The following is a 23972-nucleotide window of genomic DNA, read 5'->3' on the forward strand; positions in this document are numbered from 1 at the left end:
CTAATCTGTCACTGATGGATTGTTACTGGTTCGACCAGGCAAAACCTAAGTTGACAGTCATGGCACGGAACTCTGATGTATTGGAGACGCAGACCATTGACTGTCGATTTGGGTTTTTTTCATTAATTTGGAAATAAAAACTAAAAAATAAAAAAGAAAGAAGGAAAAGAAAGTGGCATATGAAGAACTCGCAAAAGACATTTTAAGTAATGTCGGAGGAAAAGAAAACATCAGCAGCGTTACACACTGTATCACTCGTCTGCGCTTTAAATTAAAGGATGAGAATAAAGCGAATACAGACGTACTTAAAAATATGGATGGAATTGTAACCGTTATGAAGAGTGGCGGACAATACCAAGTGGTCATTGGGAATCACGTACCTGATGTTTACGCTCAGGTACTAGAAGAAGGAAACTTGGGTGGCGATTCCAGTTCAGCAAGTGATGAAGGGGAAAAAGGAAATCCATTTGATCAGTTTATCGATCTTATTTCCGGTATTTTCCAGCCAGTTCTGGGTGTACTTGCGGCGACTGGAATGATTAAAGGATTTAATGCTTTGTTTGTAGCGCTAGGCTTGCTGTCTGACACTTCAGGAACCTATCAGGTGCTGGATGCAACAGGAGACGCACTCTTTTACTTCTTCCCTATCTTTTTAGGATATACAGCATCCAAGAAGCTTAAATTGTCACCATTCATTGGGATGGCAATTGGGGGGGCTCTGGTTTATCCAAGTATTACAGGTTTTGCCGGTGGAGAGGCACTCTACACATTATTCCAGGGAACCTTGCTTGAATCACCTGTAGCTCTGGAGTTTCTAGGTATTCCTGTGATGCTGCCGGTTGCTGGCTATGGAACCACAGTTATTCCAGTCATCTTATCTGTTTTCTTTGCAGCAAAAGTTGAACGATTCATGAAAAAAACAATACCTGATGTAGTGAAAATGTTCTTAGTACCGTTTCTTACTTTATTAATTGTTGTCCCTCTGACGTTTATCGTCATTGGTCCGATTGCAACATGGGCAGGTAACATTATCGGTGCTGTAACAATAGCGGCGTATGACTTCAGTCCAATTGTTGCTGGGTTACTTGTTGGTGGATTATGGCAGGTTTTTGTTATCTTTGGTTTACACTGGGGATTGGTCCCAATTGCTATAAACAATTTAGTTGTTTATGGTTCTGACCCGATTTTAGCCATGTCCTTTATTGCATCCTTTGCACAGACAGGAGCGATAATCGGTGTTCTTCTAAAAACGAAAGAACAGAAAGTTAAAACGTTAGCCATACCAGCTATTATCTCCGGTTTCTTTGGCGTAACAGAACCGGCAATTTACGGTATATCTCTACCCCTGAAAAAACCATTTTACGTCAGTCTGGTAGGTGGAGCTTTAGGTGGAGCGGCATTAGGTCTCATTAATGCTCGAGGATACATTGTTGGAGGATTGGGAGTCTTTGGTTACACAAACCACTTGAATCCTGCAGAATCAGGATGGGGAAATGTGCCTTGGATTATTCTAATTTCAGTATTAGGTGTGATTTTTGGCGCAGTAGCAACTTATTTAATCGGTTTTGGAAAAGTGTTTGAAGACGATGAAGTGGCTACAGCTCAGGGTGTTGAAACCGATAATAGTGCAGAAGGTGCTGTGATTCAGGCAAACGGCGAAACGTATATTGAAAAAGAAGTACTGGCCAGCGTAATGGAAGGAAATGTTGTATCATTAAGCGAAGTAAATGATGAAGCCTTTGCCTCTGGAGCAATGGGTAAAGGGATTGCGATTGATCCATTGGATGGAAAAGTTGTTTCACCTGTCACAGGGACAGTATCGGCTTTATTCCCGACGCATCATGCTATTGGTATTAAGAGTAATGAAGGTGTAGAAGTGCTTATTCACATAGGCATGGACACGGTTCAGTTAGACGGAAAAGGCTTTACAGCTCATGTCAAAGTCGGCGATCAGATAGAACTTGGCCAACTGCTAATTGAATGTGACTTGGATGTTATAAGAGATGCTGGTTTCAGCACGATTACTCCGGTTATTGTAACGAATTCAGATGAGTATTTAGATGTGGTAACAACGGATGAAGTAGCTGTTAAATCAGCAGACCATCTCATGACTGTCGTTATATAAAACGCGTAAAGAAAAATAGGAAGAGGCAGAATTTGTGACTGGCTCTTCGGCACGTAATGAAGAAAAGGGGAATATTATAATGAAAGAACAAGTATTTAAAGACGGATTTTTATGGGGCGGCGCAACAGCTGCCAATCAATTTGAAGGGGGATTTGATGAAGGCGGCAGAGGACTGAACTTAGCTGACGTTTTGCCGGGCGGAAAAGCACGTCTGAAGTTAATGGCTTCTTCCGGCTTTGATTTCGAAATGGATACAGAGAAGTATTCCTATCCTAACCACGAAGGAATTGATTTCTATCACCGTTACAAGGAAGACATCGCCTTGTTTGCAGAAATGGGTTTCAAGGTTTTCCGTATGAGTATCGCCTGGAGCCGTATTTTTCCAAAAGGTGACGAGCTGGAGCCGAATGAAGAAGGCTTAGCTTTTTATGACAGAGTATTTGATGAGCTGGCGAAATATGATATTGAACCATTAGTGACCATTGCCCACTACGAAACGCCTCTGCACCTGATTAAAGAGTACGGCGGATGGAAAGACAGACAACTGATTGAATTCTTTGACCGTTATGCGGAAACTCTGTTTACTCGCTATAAAAATAAAGTGAAGTACTGGCTGACATTTAATGAGATTAATGGAGCGACCCATATGCCTTTATTCGGGCTTGGTTTCTCTCCTGAAAGTCCTGAAACAAGGCTGCAGGAAAGTTTCCAGGGACTGCATCACCAGTTTGTGGCAAGTGCTCGCGCCGTTCAAAAAGCACATGAAATTATCCCGGGCTCTCAAGTCGGCTGCATGCTGATTTATGCACCTGTTTACGCTTTTGACTCCAATCCTGACAATGTCATGCATGCCAGACAGGAAGCAGACTTGTTCAACTTTTTCTGTGGCGACGTGCATGTTCGCGGAGGATATCCTTATTTTGCAGACCGTTACTTCAATGAAAATGATATCAATATTGAAATGGAAGACGGCGATCTGGAAACCATCAAAGCAGGCACAGTTGACTTTATTTCATTCAGCTACTACATGTCCCGAACAGATAAGAAGGAAAAGTCAGCTGAGGAATTAGGACAGGGGAATCTGATTGGCGGCGTCAAGAATCCGTTTCTTGAAGCGAGCGACTGGGGATGGGAAATTGACCCTGTTGGACTGCGCATAGCCTTAAACGAATTATATGGTCGCTACCAGTTGCCGTTGATGATTGTAGAAAACGGTCTGGGTGCTTACGATACAGTGGACGAAGATGGATCAATCAATGACGATTACCGCATCGACTACCTGCGCGAGCATATCAGAGAAATGAGCGAAGCAGTCAAGGATGGTGTAGACTTGATCGGGTATACAAGCTGGGGCTGTATTGACCTGGTCAGTGCCTCAACGGGAGAGTACTCCAAACGCTACGGCTTCATCTATGTCGACAAGCATGATGATGGTTCAGGAACGATGGAACGCAAGAAAAAGAAATCCTTCGACTGGTACAAGCAGGTCATTGAAACAAACGGTGCTGAACTATAGCATGCAAGGCAAAAAATCACCCCACACAATTGTGTGAGGTGATTTTTTGTTGATACAGCGGGCTCGAGGTGCATACTGAGTCAGTTACACAACAACGTAAAACAGCATCAGGGAGACGCCGAGGCCAAAAGCTGCATTTGTCAGACTGGAAAGCATAATTAATGTGTCCAGGTCTTGCTTGTCAGGTGGTGTCTGTGTGCGTGAGAAAAAAAATACCTGAATGAGAATAAAGAGGATAAGGACAGCAAAGACAAGCAGGGCAAACCACTGATTCAGGACTGTAGAGAAATACAAGGCAGTACCGGAAAGAGACAGGATGTAAAGGACTAGAATTAGCAGTTCAGTGACTGTCGGTCCAAGTTTATTCATTAAAGCCCTGTTAGTGCCCGAACGGTTGGAGATATTATCCTTCATTGAAACTGAAACAGCTGTGGCCAGTTGAGCCGGCAGGAGCAGCAGAAGTAACAGCCAGGGTATATTCATAACCAAACCACCCTGAGACAAATGGCCGATTATCGGCAGCAGCAGACCGGTACCAAGCATTTGAAGACTGTCAGGTGAGAGGCGTTGAGGGACTTTGAAAAGATAGAAGCTATTTGACTGAAAAGTCAAAAGGCTGAGGGCAGCGGCTGCAAATAGAAGCCAGTTCCTTGTCCAAAGAGATAATATGGCGCTCACCAGCAGGCTGGAGGCAGCCACAAGAATGGCTCCGTTAAATACTGTCTTATGTCTGAAGCGGTCTCTGGCAAGCGCCAGGGAAGCTGGGGTACTAAATCTTGAAGTATTTGGAATGGGACCCATTTTGCAGTCCGTTACGTTGCGGGTATAAATAATGTATGCATGGATACACAAACCATAGAGATGTACGAGTATGAAGACCAGCCAGCTAAAGGAACGACGGGTCGAGACAGTGATCATTTGACCCATTAGTAGACTCGGAAATATAAATAGCTGGGCAGAAATACACGAAAACTTAATGCGGGAAAATACCGTTGACATGGAAAATCCTCCTATATGCCAAGGCATATGTATTTGAACCAAGAGTTGAGTATATCAGAAGTGGGAATATTGCTATAATCATAAGCCTTTTACGTGAAAAGAATAAATAGAGAATGATCTATTTATAAATTTGAACTGAATTTATATTCACTTACTTTTGATAAACAGCTGAAAAAACTCACCCGCTTTTTTGGTATATAAGAAGCTAAAAAAAGAAGGTTAAAGAAAAATGCAAGCAATATGCTATAAACAAGGTGTTTTTTCAGAATATATAATGACGCTTTTTGTCAAAAATTTGACTAAATTCAAGTGTAACAGAACTGTAATGACCTCAAAGCTTAATAAAAATTCTTTTGATGCTATTATAAGTTTAGATTAATTATCGATGTATAGCCTATTTTGAAACGATAACAGTAGAAAACATTACTGAAATATAACAGATGTGAAAACGTGAGACTAGTGGAGGAATAAACTTTGAAGAAAAAAATTACTCTTGGATTCTTGACCTCAATTATTTTAGCCGGTTCGATGCCCTTTGGCGGATCCCCTGTCCAGGCCGAAAGTGTACTGGAAGAGCTGCAAAAAGAAAAAGAAGAAGTGGAAAGCCGTTCAGGTGAACTGGATTCCGTGATTGAACAGACGGATCAGGAAATGCAGGAACTGGACGCAGAAAGACAGGAACTCGAAAGTAATATCCAGGCGCTGCAGAGTCGGATTTCAGAATTGACGGGAGACCTGGTCAATCAAAATGAAAGACTGGATGCGACCAATAAGGAAATCGACCGCCTGAACGAACAGATCGACCGCCTGAGCGTACTTATAGAACAAAGAAATGAGCAATTGATGCAGCAGGCGCGCGCGACCCAAACACAATGGAATGCGACAAATATAATACATATTATTTTGTCCGCTGAAGATCTTTCCGACCTGATCAGCCGTGTAGGTATTGTTAGCCAGCTGGTGTCAGCCAATCGCTCGATTGTAGAAGATCAGATCCGTGACCAGAAACTAGTCCGGGAATCTGAACAGCAAGTCCAGGCTGAGCGTGAAGAAGTCACCCAGGTCCTTGCCGACATGGAAGCGACCCGTGAAGAATTGACGGCGCAGCAGACCGAGTTGGACAACGAAATCATGCACGTGGCTGAACTGTACCAGATGAACGAGCAGGAAAAAGAGCAGTTTGTCAGTGAACAGTATGCCTTGTCACAGCAAGTCATGACGCTGTCTTCTGAAATTGAAACAGAAGAAGAGCGTATTGAAGAGGAACGGCGTCTGGAAGAACAGCGCAGACGTGAAGAGGAAGAACGTAGAAGAGCGGAAGAGGAAGCTGAGCGTCAGGCAATTGCGGAAGCAGCGAGAATCGAAGCGGAAAGAGAAGCTCAAGCCCGCCGCGAGGAAGAAGAACGTCAGCAGGCCGCAGCTGAGCGCCGTGAAGAGGAAGAGCGTCAGCAGGCGGAAGCCCAGGCTGCAGAACGTCGCGAAGAAGAAGGACGTCAACAGGCAGCGGCTGAACGTCGTGAAGAAGAGGGACGTCAGCAGGCCGCAGCCGAGCGTCGTGAGCAGGAAGAACGTGAGCGAGCAGCAGCCCAGCGTCGGGAACAGGAAGAACGAGCAGCAGCCCAGCGTCGCGAAGAAGAGCGTCAGCAAGCAGCAGCCCAGCGTCGGGAACAAGAAGCGCGTGAACGTGCAGCAGCTGAGCGCCGGGCAGAAGAACGTCGTCAGGCTGAACAGCGAGCAGCAGCTGAAAGAAGAGAACAGGAAGCAGCAACTGCCTCTCAAAGCAACTCAAGTTCCAGTACAAGCAGCTCTCAGACTAGTACGACTTGGAGCAGACCTGCCAGTGGCCGTCTGACTTCACCATTCGGTTACCGTACGCATCCGATTTTCGGTACACGCCGTATGCACACCGGTATCGACATTGCCGGAAGCGGAGCGATTACTGCTACCCGTGCGGGAACCGTCAGAACAGCCGGCTTCAACCGTGCGCTTGGTTATTACGTGGACATTGATCATGGTGGAGGCTACTCCAGCCGTTATGCACACTTGACACCGAATCTGCTTGTATCAAGAGGACAACAGGTTTCTCAAGGTCAGCGTATCGGAACTATGGGAACGACAGGGGATTCAACAGGGGTTCACTTGCACTTTGAAATCCACCGTAATGGTCAACCGGTCAACCCGCTAAACTACGTCAGCTATTAAAACAGGTAAATAAGAGACAAAGCAAGAGGCTGGGATACTGTCCCAGCCTCTTTTGTCTTTTTTTAAGTGTATAATTTAAGCTCTTTATGAATGCGCAAGAGGGAAGCTCCAAGAAGCGGAACGGTTTTTTCTCGAGCATGACATGTTTTTCCGTCAACAAGTCAAGCATCTGATTAAGGCAAATAACGTTTTTCACGTTTGGCAAAGGCCCGATTGGAAAATACCTGGAAAAGTCCACTATTGACGGAAAGACCCACAGCGATTGCACCGGAAATCAGAAAGGTTTCTGTCGCATACATAAATGCAAAATCAGAATTGCCCTCCACAAAGGCCCGCATCATGTTATAGGCTGATCCTCCGGGAACAAGTGGGATGATACCGGGAATAGCAAAAACGATGACAGGCATCCGGAAATGCCGGGCATACCACTGGCTGAAAAAGGCCACCAGAAAAGCGGCAACGCCGACTCCAACGAACAGGTCTAGGTTCAGTTCGAAGGCAAGAAAATAATAGACCATCCACCCGACAGCTCCGGAAAAACTGGAGGCGACCAAGGTACGGGTCGGAACATTGTAGATGACGCCAAAGCCGAATGTACCGGCCAGTGCAGCGATGAAATAGGTGATCAAGGTAAGATCCATGGAAAAGCTCCTTTCTTTCCAGTTTGTTTATTGAATAAAGGTCAGAACGGTTGCGATACCGATACCGATGGCACCGGCAGTGAGCATCGCCTTGGCTAAGACGGCAACGCCCGAGAGTAAATGTCCGGCCATCAAGTCACGGAAACTGTTGGTGATGGCCATACCGGGAACCAGAGACATGACTGCGCCGATGATGATGACATTAAGGTCTACACCTAGTCCAAAGGTTGTAAATAAAAGGGCAAGAAGGCCGATAAAAAAGGCAGCAACCATTTCAGCAAAGAAACTGACATTGGTCCAGTCGTTGACAATCTCATAAAGTAAGTGACCGAGCCCACCAGCAATCATGGACGGCAGCATATCTCCGTAAGTTCCGCCGAAAAGCAAGGGGAAACCACCGCAGGCAAAGGCGATGGCGAGGTTTCTCTGCCAGCGGTTAAAGTTCCTGGGAGTATCCTTGATGATTTTGAGCTTGGCTCTGACTTTTGAGGGAGGCAGCGTTTTTCGGGACAGCTGGCGTGACAAGTCGTTGACCATGGAAACTTTTTCAAGATTAGTTTGGCGGTCGGCCATGCGCAGGAGTTCCGTATGGTCCTGTCCATCTTCACCCTGGACAGTTAAAATCAAAGCAGTAGGCACAACAAAGACATTGATATAGATAAGATTGTAGCTTTTGGCGATACGGTATAAGGTGTCTTCCACCCGGTAAGTCTCAGCGCCGTTCTCCAGCATGACCCGTCCGGCTTCAACACATATATCCAATATATCCGCTACGGGATAATTCTGCATAACATTACCTCCTGAAACTGTTCAATACGCTAAGTATAACGATTTTCCCGTCATTTGGATACTGCTTTTTAATAATAATACTGACAGAATACGCGAGGTTGAGCGGCAAAAGATAATATCTATAACAGGTGCGGGCCGGCTCTGTCCGATAAGACCTGGTTATGTTAAAATGAATCAGTCTGTCCATGCGGCAGCGTGTGGACCAATGATTATAGGAGAGATACAGTGAATACAATCAATCAAACACTTAAACAGTATTATGGCTATAGCAGTTTCAGACCAGGCCAGCAGGGGATCATCGAAGCTATTATGGAGGGGCGGGATGTATTGGGGATCATGCCGACTGGTGGAGGAAAGTCCCTCTGTTATCAGATTCCAGCCGTCGAGATGCCTGGACTGACCTTAGTGATTTCCCCGCTGATCTCACTGATGAAAGATCAGGTCGACGGACTGGTCACCATGGGGATCAAGGCCGGATATTTAAACAGCCAGCTGACACTGGATGAACAGAATCAGACCATCAGAGAAGCCATTGGGAATGAACTGGATCTGCTTTATGTCTCACCTGAGCGTCTGGAAAATGAGTACTTCTTGAGCCGGCTGCGACAGATGCACATCAACCTGATTGCAGTGGATGAAGCGCACTGCATTTCTCAGTGGGGTCATGATTTTCGTCCGAGCTATCAGGCGATTCCTGCGGTAAGAGACCACTGCAGGAATCGCCCTCCTTTTGCAGCCTTTACCGCAACGGCAACGCAAAAAGTCCGTGAAGATATCATTCAAAGGCTCGATCTTCAGGATCCCTATGCCTTTACTGCCAGCTTTGACCGGCCTAACCTGACTTTTTCGATTGCGCACCCTAAAAATAAGCAGCAGAAACTGCTGGAACTGATAAAGAAAAATGAATCCAGCGTGATTTACTGCAATACCCGTAAAAATGTGGAGCGGGTCTACAGCTTTTTGAAAAAGAAAGGCTATGATGCCGGCTATTATCACGGGGGACTGAGTGCCGAAGAACGCACCCGTTATCAGGAAGATTTTCTCTATGACAAAACGCCGGTAATCGTTGCGACCAATGCCTTTGGGATGGGGATTGATAAAAGCAATGTGCGGTATGTGATCCACTACAATATGCCCCTGGATATGGAAAGTTACTACCAGGAAGCTGGCCGTGCCGGCAGGGACGGTGCGCCTGCAGAGGCGGTACTGTTTTATTCCAGTCAGGATATCATCACCAACAATATGCTGATTGAACAAGGCAGTCATCCGCACGCCAAAAAAAATCTCAATACGATTATCTCCTACTGCAAAACGGGGCAGTGTCTGAGAAAAGTAATCCTGGCCTATTTTGATGAGACGGCCCAATCAGATGTCTGCGGTAACTGTTCCAACTGTAACGGTGAGACTGAACGCATTGAAGTCACGGAAACCTGCCAGAAGATCCTTTCCTGCATCTATAGGATGAACCAGCAGTTTGGTATGGGCATGATCACGGATGTTTTGAGAGGGAAGAATAATGCCCGAATCAGAAGTCAGCGTTTTGATGAACTATCGACATACGGAATTATGAAAGCCGCTTCTGATCAGACAATCAAAGATACTATCGCCCTTATGGTTAGCGAACAGTTTCTTCAGGTGGGTGGCGACCAGTATCCGATCCTCAAGTTTACTGACAAGACAGTGGATCTACTGCATGCCCGGGAAAAGCTGTATATGATAAAACACCAGGAAACCGAGCAGAAAACCAAAGCGGCTGTCAACGAGGACTATGACCAGGCGCTGTTTGAAGAACTACGGGCTTTAAGAAAAGCTATTGCAGGAGAAATCGGCAAGCCTCCTTTTGTGGTCTTTACTGACCGGTCTCTGATGAGCATGGCTGCTGTCTATCCAAAGACACCGGCAGACTTGCTGACCGTTCACGGTGTAGGAGAGGCCAAACTCGATAAGTACGGAGAAGCGTTTCTTGAACGAATCGGAGAATATCTGGCGAATAAAGAAGACAGTTGAATACGGACTTTCGCAGTTGAGCAGATCATGAGCAGCCGTAAAATTGTCCTTCTGAAAGGGTAAGCGTGTAAAGCTACAGCGTAACCGGTGAATGATTCTGAAAATCTAAGTTGCTGGCTTTTTTTGGAAACGGGCCCGTAAGCGACCGGCATGTGACAGAATGATAAAAGCTTGCTTATCTTATGATGAGAAGGCTCAAGGGCGCTTTTTTCGCCTGAACGATTATGCTACAATTAACGGGCCGAACTATATCAGAATGACTGACTGGAAGGAAGTATGAACAATTATGAATGAAATCAAAGACCTGATTCAAATTAACCCTCTACTGGGAGCGGTTCAGCGCTCCGAAGAGATTTTCTGGAGCAACCCGATGTACTTGCCGACAGAAGAAGCGACCAAAGCGACCCCTTATTCAACAACAGATATTGAAGATGCTGAGGCCCGTCTCCAGCGCTTTGCCGCATTTATCCGAGTCGCTTTTCCGGAGACGGAAGCTACGGATGGAATCATTGAATCACCCTTGTCAGAAATAAGCGAGATGAAAAGCCATCTGAACGCCTCTCTTGAGACTGACCTGAGCGGTAGACTGCTGCTGAAGCGGGATGACCTGCTGCCGATATCCGGAACCATCAAAGCCCGTGGAGCAATCTATGAAGTGCTCAAGCATGCTGAAGAGCTGGCACTGGAAAAAGGGATGCTAGAATCAATCGAAGAAGACTATGCTGTCTTTGCCAGCGAGGCATTCACTGAATTCTTTTCTCAATTCCATATCGCTGTGGGTACGACCGGTAATTTAGGAATCAGCGTGGGAATGATGGCACGCAAGCTTGGTTTCAACGTAACCGTTCATATGTCAGTCGAAGCCAAGCAGTGGAAAAAAGAATACCTGCGTGATAAAGGAGTGGAAGTCATTGAACATGACACCGACTTCTCCAAAGCAGTGGAAAACGGCCGGGCCGAGTCCGATGCGAATCCAAGCAGTTACTTTGTTGATGACGAGCATTCGGCAGAACTGTTTTTAGGTTATACAGTCGGCGGTTTCCGGATGAAGAAACAGCTTGAAGAAGAAGGAATCACCGTCGACAAAGACCACCCACTCTTTGTTTATCTGCCTTGTGGAATCGGTGGATCTCCAGGAGGCATTACATTTGGTCTGAAGCAGGCTTTTGGTGAGCATGTACACTGCTTCTTTGCAGAGCCAACTAAGATGCCGAGCATGCTGGTCGGATTGCTCTCCGAAAAATATGATGGTATTTCTGTCTTTGATTTCGAGCTGGGCGGATTGACCATCGCTGACGGACTGGCAGTTCCTCGTACATCTGGTCTGGTTGCTAAACTGATGCGTACCTTTTTCAGCGGAGGCTATTCTGTTCAGGATGAAGTGTTCAAGGGACTGCTGTCCAGTCTATACGACAAAGAGTCTGTTTTTCTTGAACCAGCAGCTGTTGCCGGCATGGTTGGTCCTTACCGCCTGCTGAATACGCTAAACGGTAAAAGCTATCTAGAAGCAGCCGGTCTAAAGGACAAGATGCATCAGGCTACACATATTGCCTGGGCAACTGGGGGATCTATGGTGCCTGAGAAAGACCGTGAAGTTTTCCTTGAAGAAAGCAGCCTGCATGCGCTTTGATCAATAGTGACGAAGAAGATGGAAGATGAAAAAGCTGGGGCTTCACCTCCAGTGAGAAGTGAAAAAGCAGCCTTGCCAGGATCAGTTCAATGACTTCTGGCAAGGCTGCTTTTATTTACATTGAAAGTAAAGCTTAAAGGTCCATATCGATGACCATGCGGCCGGTAAAACTGCCAGCCTGCATCTCATCAAAGATAGCATTGATGTCTTCAATCGGACGCTTCTCGACTTTAGGGATAACCCGTCCCTCGGCAGCAAATGCGAAGGCTTCACGGAGATCCTCGCGGGTGCCGACGAGAGAACCGATGACTTCGATTCCATTCAAAACAAGCCGGGGGATGCTCAGGTCCATGGCTTCAGGCGGCAGTCCGACGGCCACAACGACGCCTCCGGCCCGAACACAGTCGATGGCTGAGTTGAAGGCAGACTTGGCCACGGCAGTAACGACTGCAGCATGCGCCCCACCTATCTTGTCCTGCATCATGTCTTCAGGCTTGTCTTTTTTAGGGTTGATAACCATGTCTGCTCCCATTTCTCTGGCCAGTTCCAGCTGAGAGTCATTAATATCGACAGCGATCACTTTGGCATTGAATACATTTTTGGCATACTGCAGCGCGAGGTTACCCAGTCCACCCAATCCGTAAATTGCAATCCACTGACCAGGCTTGATTTTGGCTTCCTTGATAGCCTTGTAAGTGGTCACGCCGGCACAGGTCACGCTGCTGGCAGCTGCCGGATCAAGACCGTCTGGGACTTTGACGGCATAGTCGGCCGTTACGATACATTGTTCCGCCATGGCTCCGTCCACAGTATAGCCGGCATTTTTAACTTCCCGACAGAGTGTTTCCCGTCCACTTATGCAGTATTCATAGTGTCCGCAGCCTTCAAAAAACCAGGCAATGCTGACACGGTCGCCTACTTTTAAACTACTCACGTCATCAGCCACTTCTCTGACGACTCCGATACCTTCATGGCCGAGTGTTACCCCCGTCTTATCACCATAATCAGCATTTTTTACATGCAAATCAGTGTGACAGACTCCACAGAATTCTACATCGACTAGAGCTTCTCCGGAACGGATTGGTCGAATAGTCTTATCTTTAACTTCAACACGCTTGTCGCTTGTAACAACTGCTGCCTTCATTTATATCTTCCTTTCGGTTTTAGTCTTAACACGATTATAAAGCGTTTACATTGTGAGGTCAATCACCTTTTTTGTTTTATATTGCATTTAATAGAGGATAATATGTTTGATAAATAGAATTAAAAATGTGTAAAAATGTACAATGTAATGATTTTTTTGTTTTTGTTTAGTAGCTGAAGTCAGAAGTAAACAAAGGTCCAAAGTAAAATAAATCTGCTGAAAAGTGCTCTCCTAGTTGATGAAGGCGGTGAAAAAGCGGTATGATAGAGATAGGCATTTTATCCATTAAGTTGAAAATGTTTGGAAAAACTAGTTAAGGGAGAATATTAGATAAATGGAAAAGTATAAACGTTTACCAAAACATATTGGTGTGATCCCCGACGGCAACCGAAGATGGGCAGTCAATCAGGGGCTGAAAAAACAAGATGGATACAATCATGGAATCGGACCGGGGCTGAAATTGTATGAAGCCTGCCTAGAACTTGGTGTAGAAGAAATGACATATTACGGCTTCACGATGGATAATGTGAAACGTCCTTCCCTTCAGACCAAAGCCTTTCAAAAGGCCTGTGTCGACTCAGTCAATGAACTGAAGAAACGGGATGCGGACCTGCTGGTTATCGGAAATACTGATTCAAAGGTGTTTCCTAAAGAATTGCTCCCTTACGCCATGAAGCGGACTAAATTTGGTGAAGGCCGGATGAAAGTCAATTTTCTGGTCAATTATGGCTGGAACTGGGATTTGAATTATGCACTGGAGAACAATGACGCGATGGAAACGAAAAACCTGATCGATCATATCGCTTCCAAGGATATTTCCAGAATGGACATGATCTTGAGGTGGGGCGGGCGCAGACGCCTGAGTGGCTTCCTTCCAATCCAGTCTATCTATTCAGACATTTACGTTGTCAATGAGTACTGGCCAAACTACACAGATCAGCATCTGCATGATGCGCTTCAGTGGTACCAAGAAACAGATGTCACTTTAGGCGGCTGATTCACAAGCGAGAGAAAAGGAATGAGCAGCAGGAGTCTGTTTGTTCCTTTTCGATTTTTTTAAAGAGAGGGTTCTGATATGAACAGCAAAAGAATCATCGTACTGGTGGGCCCAAGCGGCAGCGGTAAGACGACAATTGGAGAAAAATTGAGTGAGAAAGGTTTGCACAAACTAGTCACGACGACTACGCGTGTTCCCCGTGCAGGGGAGACCGATGGGGTGGATTACTACTTCAGAAACGTGGATGAACTGGATCCAAAAGACTTTATAGAACAGACAATTTACAATCACCGGCTTTATGGTCTGACAAAAAGTGAAGTATCCCAGGCGCTTGATCGCTATCCGCTTGTACATGTATCGCTCGACAAAAATGGTGCCCGGGCGATGAAACAGGCCTTTCCTGAAGAAACGCTGATTATTTTTCTGACCGTATCGGCTGAAGATATGAAAAAAAGAATGGAATGCAGGGGAGACGCTCCTCAGAAAATTATCGAGCGGCTGACGTTCAGTGAAGAAACCGATGAGCTGAAACCTCTGGATGAAGCGGATGTAATTTTGGAGAATCGTACAGTGGAGGAGACAGTAGAGAGTATCTTTAGTGTCATCGATGGCAGCCGCCAAGCAGACATTTCAGCAAATGGAGCCTGAATAATGGATATCGATCCAAAATCCATTGTATGGTATCCACTGTTCACACTGCTTTTATACCTGTTGTTAAGTCTAGTTATCGATCTGCCTTTCTGGACCATTTTTTTAGTCCTGTTCTTTGTCTTTCTTTATATTATTGTCATCATCATTATTGAAATAAAAAAAGATCTGTAAATTAAAAAAGGAGCAGGCTGCTATAGCGGCCTGCTCCTTTTTAATTGATACTATACAGAATAGTTGAATGAACCATAACTATCGGGCACATCGATGCCACTGGCATTGTAGTTCTCACCATTCATGATTGAGTTTTTGACAATGACATAGTCTACCTTGCGGAGTGATTCAATGTCGTTTCCGCCGGCATAGGAGATTGAGGACTGCAGGTCCTGTTTCATTTCCAGCAGGGTATCAGCAATATCTCCTTTGTAATCTGTTAGGATTTTCTTTCCTTCGACATTCTTGCGCTCACCTTTCTGATGGGCAGAAGCGCTGCCGAAGTATTCCTTGTAAGTGCGGCCATCAATTTCGACCATTTTTCCTGGTGACTGATCGTGTCCGGCAAAGAGCGAACCGATCATAACCATGGAAGCACCGAAACGGATCGATTTGGCGATGTCACCATGGGTTCTAATTCCGCCATCAGCAATCAGCGGCTTGCGGGCTGCTTTGGAGCAGTGAGACAGGGCAGCCAGCTGCCATCCGCCCGTTCCAAAGCCGGTCTTCAACTTAGTTGTACACACTTTTCCTGGGCCAATCCCCACTTTAGTTGCGTCGGCACCAGCATTTTCCAGTTCTCTAACCGCTTCAGGTGTGCCGACATTACCAGCAATCAGAAAAGTTTCAGGCATGTGTTCTTTAACGTGTCTGATCATGTCAATGACCAGATCGGAGTGACCGTGAGCCACATCAATGGTTATATATTCAGGTACAAGGCTGTCTTTAGCCAGCTCTTCTACAAATCCGTATTCTTCTGTCTTTACACCCAGGCTGATAGATGCAAACAGACCGCGTCCATGCATCATTTCTACAAAACTGCGTCGTGCCTCTTCATCGAAGCGGTGCATAATATAGAAGTAATCATTTTCAGCCAGCCAGATAGAAAGCTCTTCATCCAAAACGGTCTGCATATTGGCAGGAACCACCGGCATCTGAAAAGTATGCTTGCCTAGAGTCACCGACGTGTCACATTCAGATCGGCTGCGCACTGTAGACTTTGCGGGAATCAGCTGGATATCTTCATAGTCAAAAACCTTCATTGTAAACTCCTCTTTGTGTCTGTTCAGACAGGTATTAGGGAGAAAGCCAGATCAATCGGTTTTGAGTTTCCCTTGACTACTTTACCGAAAGCAGGCAGGGATGTCAAAGGCATAATGCATTTTTAACCGCTTGCTAGCACAAAACATCTGCTTTCCTGCTGAAGAAAAATGCGTCGGTTTGGCTAAAGGCGGATTGCTCAAATAGGATAACTCAGGGTGAATGTAAAAAGAGGATAAACATATAAGTTGATAAAAAGGCAAAATAGTCTTATTTGAAATCAAATAGCAGATACGGTAAAATAACTTTTCGAGAATAAAAGACAAGGATGATGGAGTCATGGCGGGCGTAAGCTCTAAAAAGAATACAAAAAAAATAAAGGATATCGAAGACATCAAGGATTATATGAGTCGAAAATTCAGGAAGCCCAAGAATTTGTTTGTGTTGGCAGTAACGCTAACGGTTCCTTTTTTATTTCTTGTGGTTATGAGCTTTTATGAATGGGGCTTTATTGGTGCTCTGGACGAAACCATTGGCCTCAGGCTGCACGGGAGCCAAGATACACTGCTGACCCGGTTTTTCATAGGTTTGACGAGGATGGGTGATGCTTGGTTTGTTGCCCTGTTTGCCACCTTTTTCTCATTGTATATCTGGCGGGTCCGAAAGCATGCACGCCTGTCAATATGGTATTTTCTGACGGTCAGCATCGGTGCCGGGGGGGTCAATCAGCTAGTGAAAGTATTTTTCCGTCGGCCGAGGCCTACACATGTCGAGCATCTGATTGTGCACGGTGGATACTCTTTCCCGAGTGGACACGCCATGGGAGCGGCCATAGCATACGGGGCACTGCTGTTTTTGATTATCCGTGCCAGCCGGACATGGGTGCCAACGGTGGTCGGTTCACTGATACTGGTTCCATTCATTTTACTGATGGGTATCAGTCGGGTTTATCTGGGACTGCACTATCCTTCTGATATCATCGGCGGTTACTCTCTAGGGCTAGCAGTCCTATCCATGAGTATCGGCCTTTATAGTGCTTCATTGAAAGACAAGGGATATAAAAAAGGACAGCGTTAAGTCAAATTGACTTTGCTGTCCTTTTTTATGCTTTATTAGATAATACCGATGATCATTGCAATTGAACCGAAGGCCACAGCCGTCCAGTTGAGCCCTTTTTCAGGTGTCAACAGTCCTAGCGCTCCCAGAATCATAGCTACAATACCCAGCGGGATGTTCCATACAAAAAAGCCGATTACAGCTAGTGCCATGGCAGTCCAGCCAATCAATTTACCTAATCTGTCTGATCCCATATTGTCCTCTCCTTGTCTACCCAGCGTACTTACTTAAAAAGTATACCTTACTTATGCGGGACAGACAATTATCTGTCTCGTTTTTTGACATACTGACCGATTGGATAGTCCTCTACGGGAAGTTCCGGAGGGATGCCCTGGACCAGTTGTGCTAGACATTTTCCAACTAAAGGTCCGGCAGTCAGACCGGTCGAGCCTAGTCCGCTGGCGGCGTAGGCATGCGGCAAGCCGGGGACTTCGCCAAAGAAGGGTGCGTAGTCTGATGTATAAGCTCGAGTGCCTGAGCGGTAGTTGCTGACTTTGGCCTGGGACAGCTGTTGTGAGAAAGAGCCAGCTGTTTCATCGATGAGTGTTCTGACTTTGCTTTCGTCAATACTCAAGTCAAAGCCCTGGTCATTTTCATGGGTAGCACCAATGACCACTCTTCCTTGTTCAAAAGGGATAATATCAGCTTCTCCTTGAGGCATGACGACGGGCCAGCTACCTGTTTCAAAATCGGTCAACTCGAGCACAGCCAGCTGCCCTTTTTGCGGCCGGATGTCTACCTCATAGTTCAGAGGTTCAAGGAGCATAGGTAACCAGGCTGCAGAAGAGAGAACAACCGAATCAAAGAGCTGATCAGACTCGTCGGCGCGGATGGTGTACTTGTCGCCAGTTTGAGCAAGTTCTGCCCGTTTGCGGATGAGGGTTGCACCGTTTTCAACAGCAGTATGCAAAAGCAAATCTACTAGTTTGCCGCCGTCGACCCGAGCGCCTCCAGAAGCCCAGAGGGCAGAATCGCTGCCTTCATAAACAGGAATTTTATTTCGAATCTCCTCTGATGACAAAATCTTAAGGTCACCAATCTCGGGTGCATCCAGCCGCCTTTTTTCTCCAATCGCTAGCATCTCTCTTAAATACTCCGGCTTTTTTTTGATGAGGAGGGTCCCAACGTTTCTGTAGACGAAAGGGGAAACCGCGTCTCCACCCATCACATCACACAAAAAGCCGGGATAAAAAGCGGCTCCTTCTTTCACCATGCGGTACCATTTTTTATTTCGGCGTCTAGACAGCCAGGGGCTGATAATTCCGGCTGCCGCATAAGTACCCTGGCCGGTCCCTTCATCATAAATGGTCAGTTTTATCGATGGATCTTTGCTCAATTCGAAAGCAGCCGAGGCACCAACTACGCCGGCGCCGATAATTGCTACATGTTTTGTCATCTTGAAACAACCTTTCTACATGGATTTCGTCTTTAGTGTACCATGACTGGATAAAAAATCGACTGCAGACTTATTGACTTGTAGAGATTGATTACAGATCAAAAAAAGGGTTAGCTGTTCTGCCGGCTTTCAGCTGAAATACGAGCAGTTTCTATTCCTTTTTTGTATAATGTAATGAATGACCGACATAATTGGATACGGGGGGCGAATGGAAATGAAATTCAATAGTGAGGATTACTTGGAGGATCAGCTGAAAAAGCAGTTTGATCAGGAAGTAAAGACGACCTGCAAGCAGGAATTGAACAGGCAGTTATTTGAAGTCAGTGAAGAACTTGAAAAAAAGGTCGTCTGCAGAAGTATCGAGGCGCTTCAGCAGATGGTCAGGCAGCAAGTCCTGACTTATGCAGACATTACCGAGTGCTTCTGGAACAGGGCGGTGCGGCTGCAAGAGTATAATGCCGTTATCTCACTAAATCCCGATGTGGTAAAGCAGGCAGAGAAGTTAAGTTACAGTGAGGAACACGGACCACTGTACGGCATGCCGGTTTTGATCAAAGACAATATTTGTACAGAGGGTATGCCGACAACAGCTGGTGCAGCTGTTCTGCAGGATTTTGTAAGGGAAAAAGAGGCTGAACTGATTTCAAATCTGAAAGAGGCTGGGGCTTTGATTCTGGGCAAGGCCAATTTGACCGAATGGGCCAACTTTATGTCCACAGACAGTTCCAACGGCTATTCAGCTGTTGGGGGACAGACCCGACATGCGCACGGTCGTTTTGATGTGGGGGGGTCAAGTGCTGGCAGTTCGGTTGCTGTAGCTCTATGTATGGCTCCTGTAGCAGTTGGGACGGAAACAGCTGGCTCAATCATTTATCCGGCCAGTCAGAATGGGGTTGTCGGTCTGAAGCCGACTCAGGGACTAATTGCTCAGGACGGTATTATTCCGATATCAGTTACTCAGGATACGGCTGGACCTATGGCCAAAACGGTTAAGGATACCTATGCCTTGCTCCAGGGTATGACGACTTTGAATGAAGAGCTTCCCAAATGGAACGTCACTGCACTGGATGCATGCAAGGTGGGAGTGATCGATAATTTGGAGCTAACGGATACCTACAGAAAAGAGGATGAGCGGATCATCGAGGAGGCAGAAGAAGCGCTGGATGAAGCGGGGGCCATCGTCCGTGAATACTCTGTTTTAAAAGAAGCTTTGACAATCGACTACTTGCCGGTTTTGAAACATGAATTTTCAAGAGGAGTGAGTCGTTTCTTTTCTGAAGCTACAGACCGGAAACTGACTCTGGAAGAAGTAATTACGTTCAACGAAGAGGACATGGAAGAAAGAGCCCCTTTCAATCAGGAACTGCTGATCCAGTCTGTTGCTGATAAAACTACACCAAAAGCCAACCAGAAACGCGTCGATGCCAATTGCGACAAGGCACGTGCAGCTTTGGATCAAGCTTTTGAAGAAGTGGATGTACTGCTGACGCTAAGCAATTATGCCACAAGCCTGTACGTCGCATCCGGCTATCCGGCTGTCACTTTGCCGGGCTTCAAGCGGACAAGTGGCGAGCCTGTAGGAGTGACGCTGATTGGTCAGGAAGGTCAGGATGTCCGACTGCTGGAAATGGCCTATGCTCTGGAACAGGCAATCAGTCACCATGTAGAATAAGACGGTCATCTTGAGCAGATAAAGCCAAATAAATAATATGAGAAAAAAATCATTTGTTTTTAATTATTATATAGTAATTTATTTTATCTTCCTTTAGAATGTAGAGTACATCATAATTAGGGGAGATAGTATGGGGAAAACAGCAATTGTAAATGGTAGACTGATCAATGGTCTGGGAGGAGAACCAGTTGAAAACGGCCTGGTGATTTACGAAGGAAACCGACTGATTTACGCAGGAGAAGCGGAGGGCTACACTCTTGATGGTGCAGAAGAGCTGCTCGATGCGCAAGGGGGAACCATTCTTCCTGGACTGATTGATGCCCACGTTCATATCATGATGGAATACACAGGGGTTCAGAAGCGTCTGGAGACTCCATTTTCTTATAAATTTTATCAGGCAGCTCAGTATATGCGAAAGACACTGGACGCTGGGATCACGTCGGTTAGAGATGCTTTGGGTGCGGACTTGGGGGTCAAGCAGGCGGTCGAAGACGGTCTACTTGCTGGTCCCCGTCTACAGCTTAGTATTAACGCTTTAACTATTACAGGAGGCCATGGTGACGGCTATACGACTTCCGGGCAGACGGTTGAACTGCTGCAGGCAGATTATCCCGGAATGCCGGACGGACGGGCAGATGGCGTAGAAGCTGTGCGCAAGAAAGTAAGAGAGATGCTCCGGGCTGGAGCAGAGGTAATCAAGGTGCATGCCACCGGAGGTGTACTCAGCCCAACCGATCATCCGGAGTTTACTCAGTTTTCACTGGATGAGCTGAAGGTGATTGTCGAGGAGGCCCGTTTTAGAAAAGGAATCCGCGTCATGGCCCACGCCCAGGGAGCGGAAGGCATCAAACAGGCAGTCCGCGCTGGCATTCATTCAATTGAGCATGGTATTTTTCTGGACGATGAAGCAATCGAACTGATGAAAGAAAAGGGCACCTTCTTGGTCCCTACTCTTTTGGCACCGGTGTCTGTACTGGAACTGGCTGCAGCGTCTGATATGCCGGCTTCCGCAGTGGAAAAATCTAAAGAGGTTATTGAGATCCATAAGGAAAGTGTAGCCAAAGCTTACAAGGCGGGTGTCAAAATCGCCATGGGGACGGATGCGGGGGTTATGCCCCACGGATTAAATCTGAGAGAACTGGAGTTGATGACTGAGGTCGGGATGACGCCGATGGAAGCTATCGTGGCAACGACTAGAACAGCGGCAGAGTGTCTTGGCTGGGAAAATCAAGTCGGCAGCCTTGAGAAAGGCAAGCTGGCGGACATCGTGATTGTCAGGGGTAATCCTCTGGAAGATATTGCCAGTTTATCGGATACAGATACGATTCAGCTCGTAGTTAAAGACGGTCACATTGAAAAGAACCTGTTGGACTGAAGATACACAAAAAGCGGTATAAGGAGACAGCCGACCTAGTCGGCTGTTTTTTTGTGGGGAATGCGTGCTCTCAAGCTGACAGCAAGCCAGCAGGGTTGAGACAGGACCACTTTGCAACCAGAAAAATGGTAGATGGGGACGTTAAAGCAACTGCTAGGAGTCAGAAGAGAAAGCGAAAACTGACGGGCTGTCAGCAAGTGACTGAGGTAAGGCCAGCAGGTGGATGTGTTTCAGCTGTTCATTTTCATAGAAAGATCAGCTGAACAAAAAAATAAGAATTCAGCCAAAAAGACAATGAATATAGTGAAGGAGGTGAAAAAAATGGAGATAGTGAAAGAAAGAGAAGTGCCACACCTACTCAAAGGGCTGACTTATCTGGATAAGCGTTCAGTGATGAAGGAGGCTGACAAGCAGTATTTAACTTCTCTGCAAAAGAACTTTGACGGAGCGAACGATTTTGATGCAAAGGTAAATACTTTGGTCAATAGGGAAGTGATTGTACTAAATGATCTGCTGCTGTGCAACAAGGGGCTGACCTTCCAAATCGATACCCTGATGCTAACCTCTCATCTGGTACATGTCTTTGAGGTGAAAAATTACGCCGGAGGCTATTTACGAAACCCTGACGGCTTCAGCACTATTTTGGGTCAGAAAATAGCTGACCCGCTTCTTCAGCTTAAGCGGACTACCTCGTTTCTAATGCAACTATTGCAAGACTGGGCAAGTGAACTGAAAGTACAGGGGAATCTGGTTTTTGTCAATCCTGCCTTCACTCTTTATCAGGCACGCATAGAAGATCCGATTATTCTTCCCAGCCAGATTGATAGCTGCCTTGAGGCGCTCAATAGCCACAGCGGGGGACTTGAAAGGCAGCATTATCAACTGGCCAACCGACTGGTCAAGCTGCACGAAGCGCATGCCCCGCTGGAGAAACATCTGCCGTACTATTCCTATGAAGAACTGAAAAAAGGCTTATCCTGCAAGGCATGCGGCTCGTTTGAACTACTGATTACCCAGCGGTCCTGTTTCTGCAAATCCTGCTACGAAAAAAGTACAGTGACTGATGTGATTCTGGATAATATCGAGGAATTGCAGTTTCTTTTTCCGGATACTCCGCTGACAACGGCGACCGTCAATGAATGGTGTGGTGACGCGGTCCACTTCAGGCGGATGAGAAAAGTACTGAAAGATCATTTTGTTGCTAGTGGACAGACAAGTGGGCCTGTTTATGGAAAACCGTCCCATGTGTATTATGAGAGTCCACCGGTTCGCAAGAGTAAATGATCCTGTTTTTTAATAGGCTGTTTATATGACAAAAAAGTGGACAGTGAAAGAACACTCTTTTCCATGTCCAGGGAGTAAGTCAGCCTATAAAAAAGAGCACCAAAAGACGGTGAGTGCACCGGCATGTTTGAAGTGTAACCTGACAGGTGGCCTTCAAACATGCAGTACTCCTCGACGTATCTTCCAGAGCTCTTTGGTCTTTTTTGGGTGTTCGTTTAACAAGGTATGTTGACAATCAAGTATATAGACTCAGGCAACTGTTCGCAGCTTAGTTGTTTACTTCAAAAGCAGGTTCTAGGTGGCCGTTTTCAGCCAGTTCTTCCAGAAAATCATACACTTCCTGGCTGGTAAAGGCTGCTTGGAGAGCCTGGATGGCATCTGAGTCCTGGTTATCTTCTCGGGCTACCAGCTGGATAGCGAATGTGAAGTCGTTATCGTCTTCTAGAAAAACAGCATCCGCTGGAGTTAAATCAACCGATGCAATATATGTCGGTAGATTGAAGACCAGTTCTACCCCGTCTTGGTAGGCAGAAGACAGATTGAGAAGGTCGATAGGTGTGAAAGTGAACTCATATGGGTTTTCTTCTACATCGTCAACCGTTGCTTCAAAGCCGACGCCGTCCGCCAAAGTAATCAGGTCGTAATCCGCGAGAATCATCAATGCTCGTGCTTCGTTAGTCGGATCGCTTGGAATTGCTACTTCGGCACCTTCTTCGATATCATCGATTGAATCATAAACAGGCGAATAGAAACCAACAATAGCATCATAAATCGGCTGGATAGCGACTAGGTTTCCGTCACGCTCTGCGTTAAACATTTCCATGAAGGGTTCATGCTGAGCAAAGCTGGCATCCACTTCACCATTTAAGAGAGCTTCATTGTACTGGATATTATCTGATACTTCGACCAGTTCAACAGTGTAGCCATCCTCAATCACATCACCCGCAATTTCAACAATGTCTGTCATCGGGGGCAAATGAGAGGCGACTTGGATGACAACATCATCGTCATCTGTGCTGCTGTCCTCAGCTGATTCATCCGTAACTTCTTCTGTCGTGTCTTCATCGGTTCCAATTGGTTCTTCAGCAGGATCCTCGGCGGTCTCTCCACATGCTGCCAGCAGCAGGACGGTACTTCCTAATAGCAAACTTTTTCTGATCATAATGATTCTCTCCTT

General features: G+C 46.2%; 20 protein-coding genes. 12 read left to right on the top strand and 8 right to left on the bottom strand.

Going from position 1 to position 23972, the window contains the following annotated elements:
* Window positions 1-172: 172 nt before the first annotated feature.
* Both ADIAL_RS02470 and ADIAL_RS02475 read left to right on the top strand, forming a co-directional pair.
* On the top strand, window positions 173-2125 hold the full coding sequence (locus tag ADIAL_RS02470) for a beta-glucoside-specific PTS transporter subunit IIABC (RefSeq protein WP_034299667.1): 1953 nt from the start codon (window positions 173-175) through the stop codon (window positions 2123-2125).
* Between the two features lie 79 nt (window positions 2126-2204).
* Complete coding sequence (locus ADIAL_RS02475) at window positions 2205-3641, top strand: glycoside hydrolase family 1 protein (RefSeq protein ID WP_034299774.1); 1437 nt, start codon at window positions 2205-2207, stop codon at window positions 3639-3641.
* Window positions 3642-3725: 84 nt separating this feature from the next.
* On the opposite strand, the gene ADIAL_RS02480 is transcribed toward ADIAL_RS02475, so the two are convergent.
* Window positions 3726-4640, bottom strand: a complete 915-nt coding sequence (locus ADIAL_RS02480; RefSeq protein ID WP_034299670.1) for a UbiA family prenyltransferase — start codon at window positions 4638-4640, stop codon at window positions 3726-3728.
* Between the two features lie 474 nt (window positions 4641-5114).
* On the opposite strand from ADIAL_RS02480, the gene ADIAL_RS11005 reads away from it, so the two are divergent.
* Window positions 5115-6842 (top strand): peptidoglycan DD-metalloendopeptidase family protein, encoded by a 1728-nt coding sequence (locus ADIAL_RS11005; protein ID WP_051503661.1) that lies wholly within the window; start codon window positions 5115-5117, stop codon window positions 6840-6842.
* Between the two features lie 173 nt (window positions 6843-7015).
* On the opposite strand, the gene ADIAL_RS02495 is transcribed toward ADIAL_RS11005, so the two are convergent.
* Both ADIAL_RS02495 and ADIAL_RS02500 read right to left on the bottom strand, forming a co-directional pair.
* Window positions 7016-7483: a threonine/serine exporter family protein gene (locus ADIAL_RS02495; protein WP_034299672.1), complete on the bottom strand. Its 468-nt coding sequence runs from the start codon at window positions 7481-7483 to the stop codon at window positions 7016-7018.
* 27 nt (window positions 7484-7510) lie between these two features.
* The gene (locus tag ADIAL_RS02500) at window positions 7511-8272 is read right to left on the bottom strand and encodes a threonine/serine exporter family protein (RefSeq protein WP_034299674.1); all 762 of its coding nucleotides are present in this window, start codon (window positions 8270-8272) and stop codon (window positions 7511-7513) included.
* A gap of 225 nt (window positions 8273-8497) precedes the next feature.
* On the opposite strand from ADIAL_RS02500, the gene recQ reads away from it, so the two are divergent.
* Both recQ and ADIAL_RS02510 read left to right on the top strand, forming a co-directional pair.
* On the top strand, window positions 8498-10279 hold the full coding sequence (gene recQ / locus ADIAL_RS02505) for a DNA helicase RecQ (protein ID WP_034299676.1): 1782 nt from the start codon (window positions 8498-8500) through the stop codon (window positions 10277-10279).
* Between the two features lie 286 nt (window positions 10280-10565).
* Window positions 10566-11909 (top strand): D-serine ammonia-lyase, encoded by a 1344-nt coding sequence (locus ADIAL_RS02510; RefSeq protein WP_051503663.1) that lies wholly within the window; start codon window positions 10566-10568, stop codon window positions 11907-11909.
* Window positions 11910-12042: 133 nt separating this feature from the next.
* Here ADIAL_RS02510 and adhP read toward each other — a convergent pair whose 3' ends face one another.
* Window positions 12043-13053 (bottom strand): alcohol dehydrogenase AdhP, encoded by a 1011-nt coding sequence (gene adhP / locus ADIAL_RS02515; RefSeq protein WP_034299679.1) that lies wholly within the window; start codon window positions 13051-13053, stop codon window positions 12043-12045.
* A gap of 334 nt (window positions 13054-13387) precedes the next feature.
* Between adhP and ADIAL_RS02520 the strand changes: the two genes are divergently transcribed.
* The 3 genes from ADIAL_RS02520 (at window position 13388) to ADIAL_RS11335 (ending at window position 14872) form a co-directional block, all read left to right on the top strand.
* Window positions 13388-14050 carry an undecaprenyl diphosphate synthase family protein gene (locus ADIAL_RS02520; protein WP_034299682.1) on the top strand — a complete coding sequence of 221 codons (663 nt, stop codon included), beginning with the start codon at window positions 13388-13390 and terminating at the stop codon, window positions 14048-14050.
* Between the two features lie 78 nt (window positions 14051-14128).
* The gene (locus ADIAL_RS02525) at window positions 14129-14698 is read left to right on the top strand and encodes a guanylate kinase (protein ID WP_034299684.1); all 570 of its coding nucleotides are present in this window, start codon (window positions 14129-14131) and stop codon (window positions 14696-14698) included.
* Between the two features lie 3 nt (window positions 14699-14701).
* Window positions 14702-14872 (top strand): hypothetical protein, encoded by a 171-nt coding sequence (locus ADIAL_RS11335; RefSeq protein WP_155849157.1) that lies wholly within the window; start codon window positions 14702-14704, stop codon window positions 14870-14872.
* Between the two features lie 50 nt (window positions 14873-14922).
* Here ADIAL_RS11335 and guaC read toward each other — a convergent pair whose 3' ends face one another.
* Window positions 14923-15954 carry a GMP reductase gene (gene guaC / locus ADIAL_RS02530; protein WP_034299686.1) on the bottom strand — a complete coding sequence of 344 codons (1032 nt, stop codon included), beginning with the start codon at window positions 15952-15954 and terminating at the stop codon, window positions 14923-14925.
* A gap of 337 nt (window positions 15955-16291) precedes the next feature.
* Between guaC and ADIAL_RS02535 the strand changes: the two genes are divergently transcribed.
* Window positions 16292-17029, top strand: coding sequence for a phosphatase PAP2 family protein (locus ADIAL_RS02535; RefSeq protein ID WP_051503664.1), 738 nt, complete (start codon window positions 16292-16294; stop codon window positions 17027-17029).
* A 35-nt stretch (window positions 17030-17064) separates the two neighbouring features.
* Here the strand turns inward: ADIAL_RS02535 and ADIAL_RS02540 are convergent, their stop codons facing one another.
* A complete protein-coding gene (locus tag ADIAL_RS02540) occupies window positions 17065-17262 on the bottom strand; it encodes a hypothetical protein (protein ID WP_051503665.1) in 198 nt (65 codons plus the stop codon).
* A 68-nt stretch (window positions 17263-17330) separates the two neighbouring features.
* Window positions 17331-18464, bottom strand: coding sequence for an NAD(P)/FAD-dependent oxidoreductase (locus ADIAL_RS02545; protein WP_034299689.1), 1134 nt, complete (start codon window positions 18462-18464; stop codon window positions 17331-17333).
* Between the two features lie 214 nt (window positions 18465-18678).
* Here ADIAL_RS02545 and ADIAL_RS11010 point away from each other — a divergent pair, with 214 nt between their 5' ends.
* The 3 genes from ADIAL_RS11010 (at window position 18679) to ADIAL_RS02560 (ending at window position 22795) form a co-directional block, all read left to right on the top strand.
* A complete protein-coding gene (locus tag ADIAL_RS11010) occupies window positions 18679-20136 on the top strand; it encodes an amidase family protein (RefSeq protein WP_051503666.1) in 1458 nt (485 codons plus the stop codon).
* Between the two features lie 130 nt (window positions 20137-20266).
* Window positions 20267-21511: a metal-dependent hydrolase family protein gene (locus tag ADIAL_RS02555; RefSeq protein WP_034299691.1), complete on the top strand. Its 1245-nt coding sequence runs from the start codon at window positions 20267-20269 to the stop codon at window positions 21509-21511.
* Between the two features lie 321 nt (window positions 21512-21832).
* On the top strand, window positions 21833-22795 hold the full coding sequence (locus tag ADIAL_RS02560) for a nuclease-related domain-containing protein (protein ID WP_197017746.1): 963 nt from the start codon (window positions 21833-21835) through the stop codon (window positions 22793-22795).
* 268 nt (window positions 22796-23063) lie between these two features.
* Here ADIAL_RS02560 and ADIAL_RS02565 read toward each other — a convergent pair whose 3' ends face one another.
* Window positions 23064-23957: a MetQ/NlpA family ABC transporter substrate-binding protein gene (locus ADIAL_RS02565; RefSeq protein ID WP_081757619.1), complete on the bottom strand. Its 894-nt coding sequence runs from the start codon at window positions 23955-23957 to the stop codon at window positions 23064-23066.
* Window positions 23958-23972: the final 15 nt, after the last annotated feature.

The organism is Alkalibacterium sp. AK22 (assembly GCF_000585255.1).
Classification (GTDB): Bacteria; Bacillota; Bacilli; order Lactobacillales; family Carnobacteriaceae_A; genus Alkalibacterium.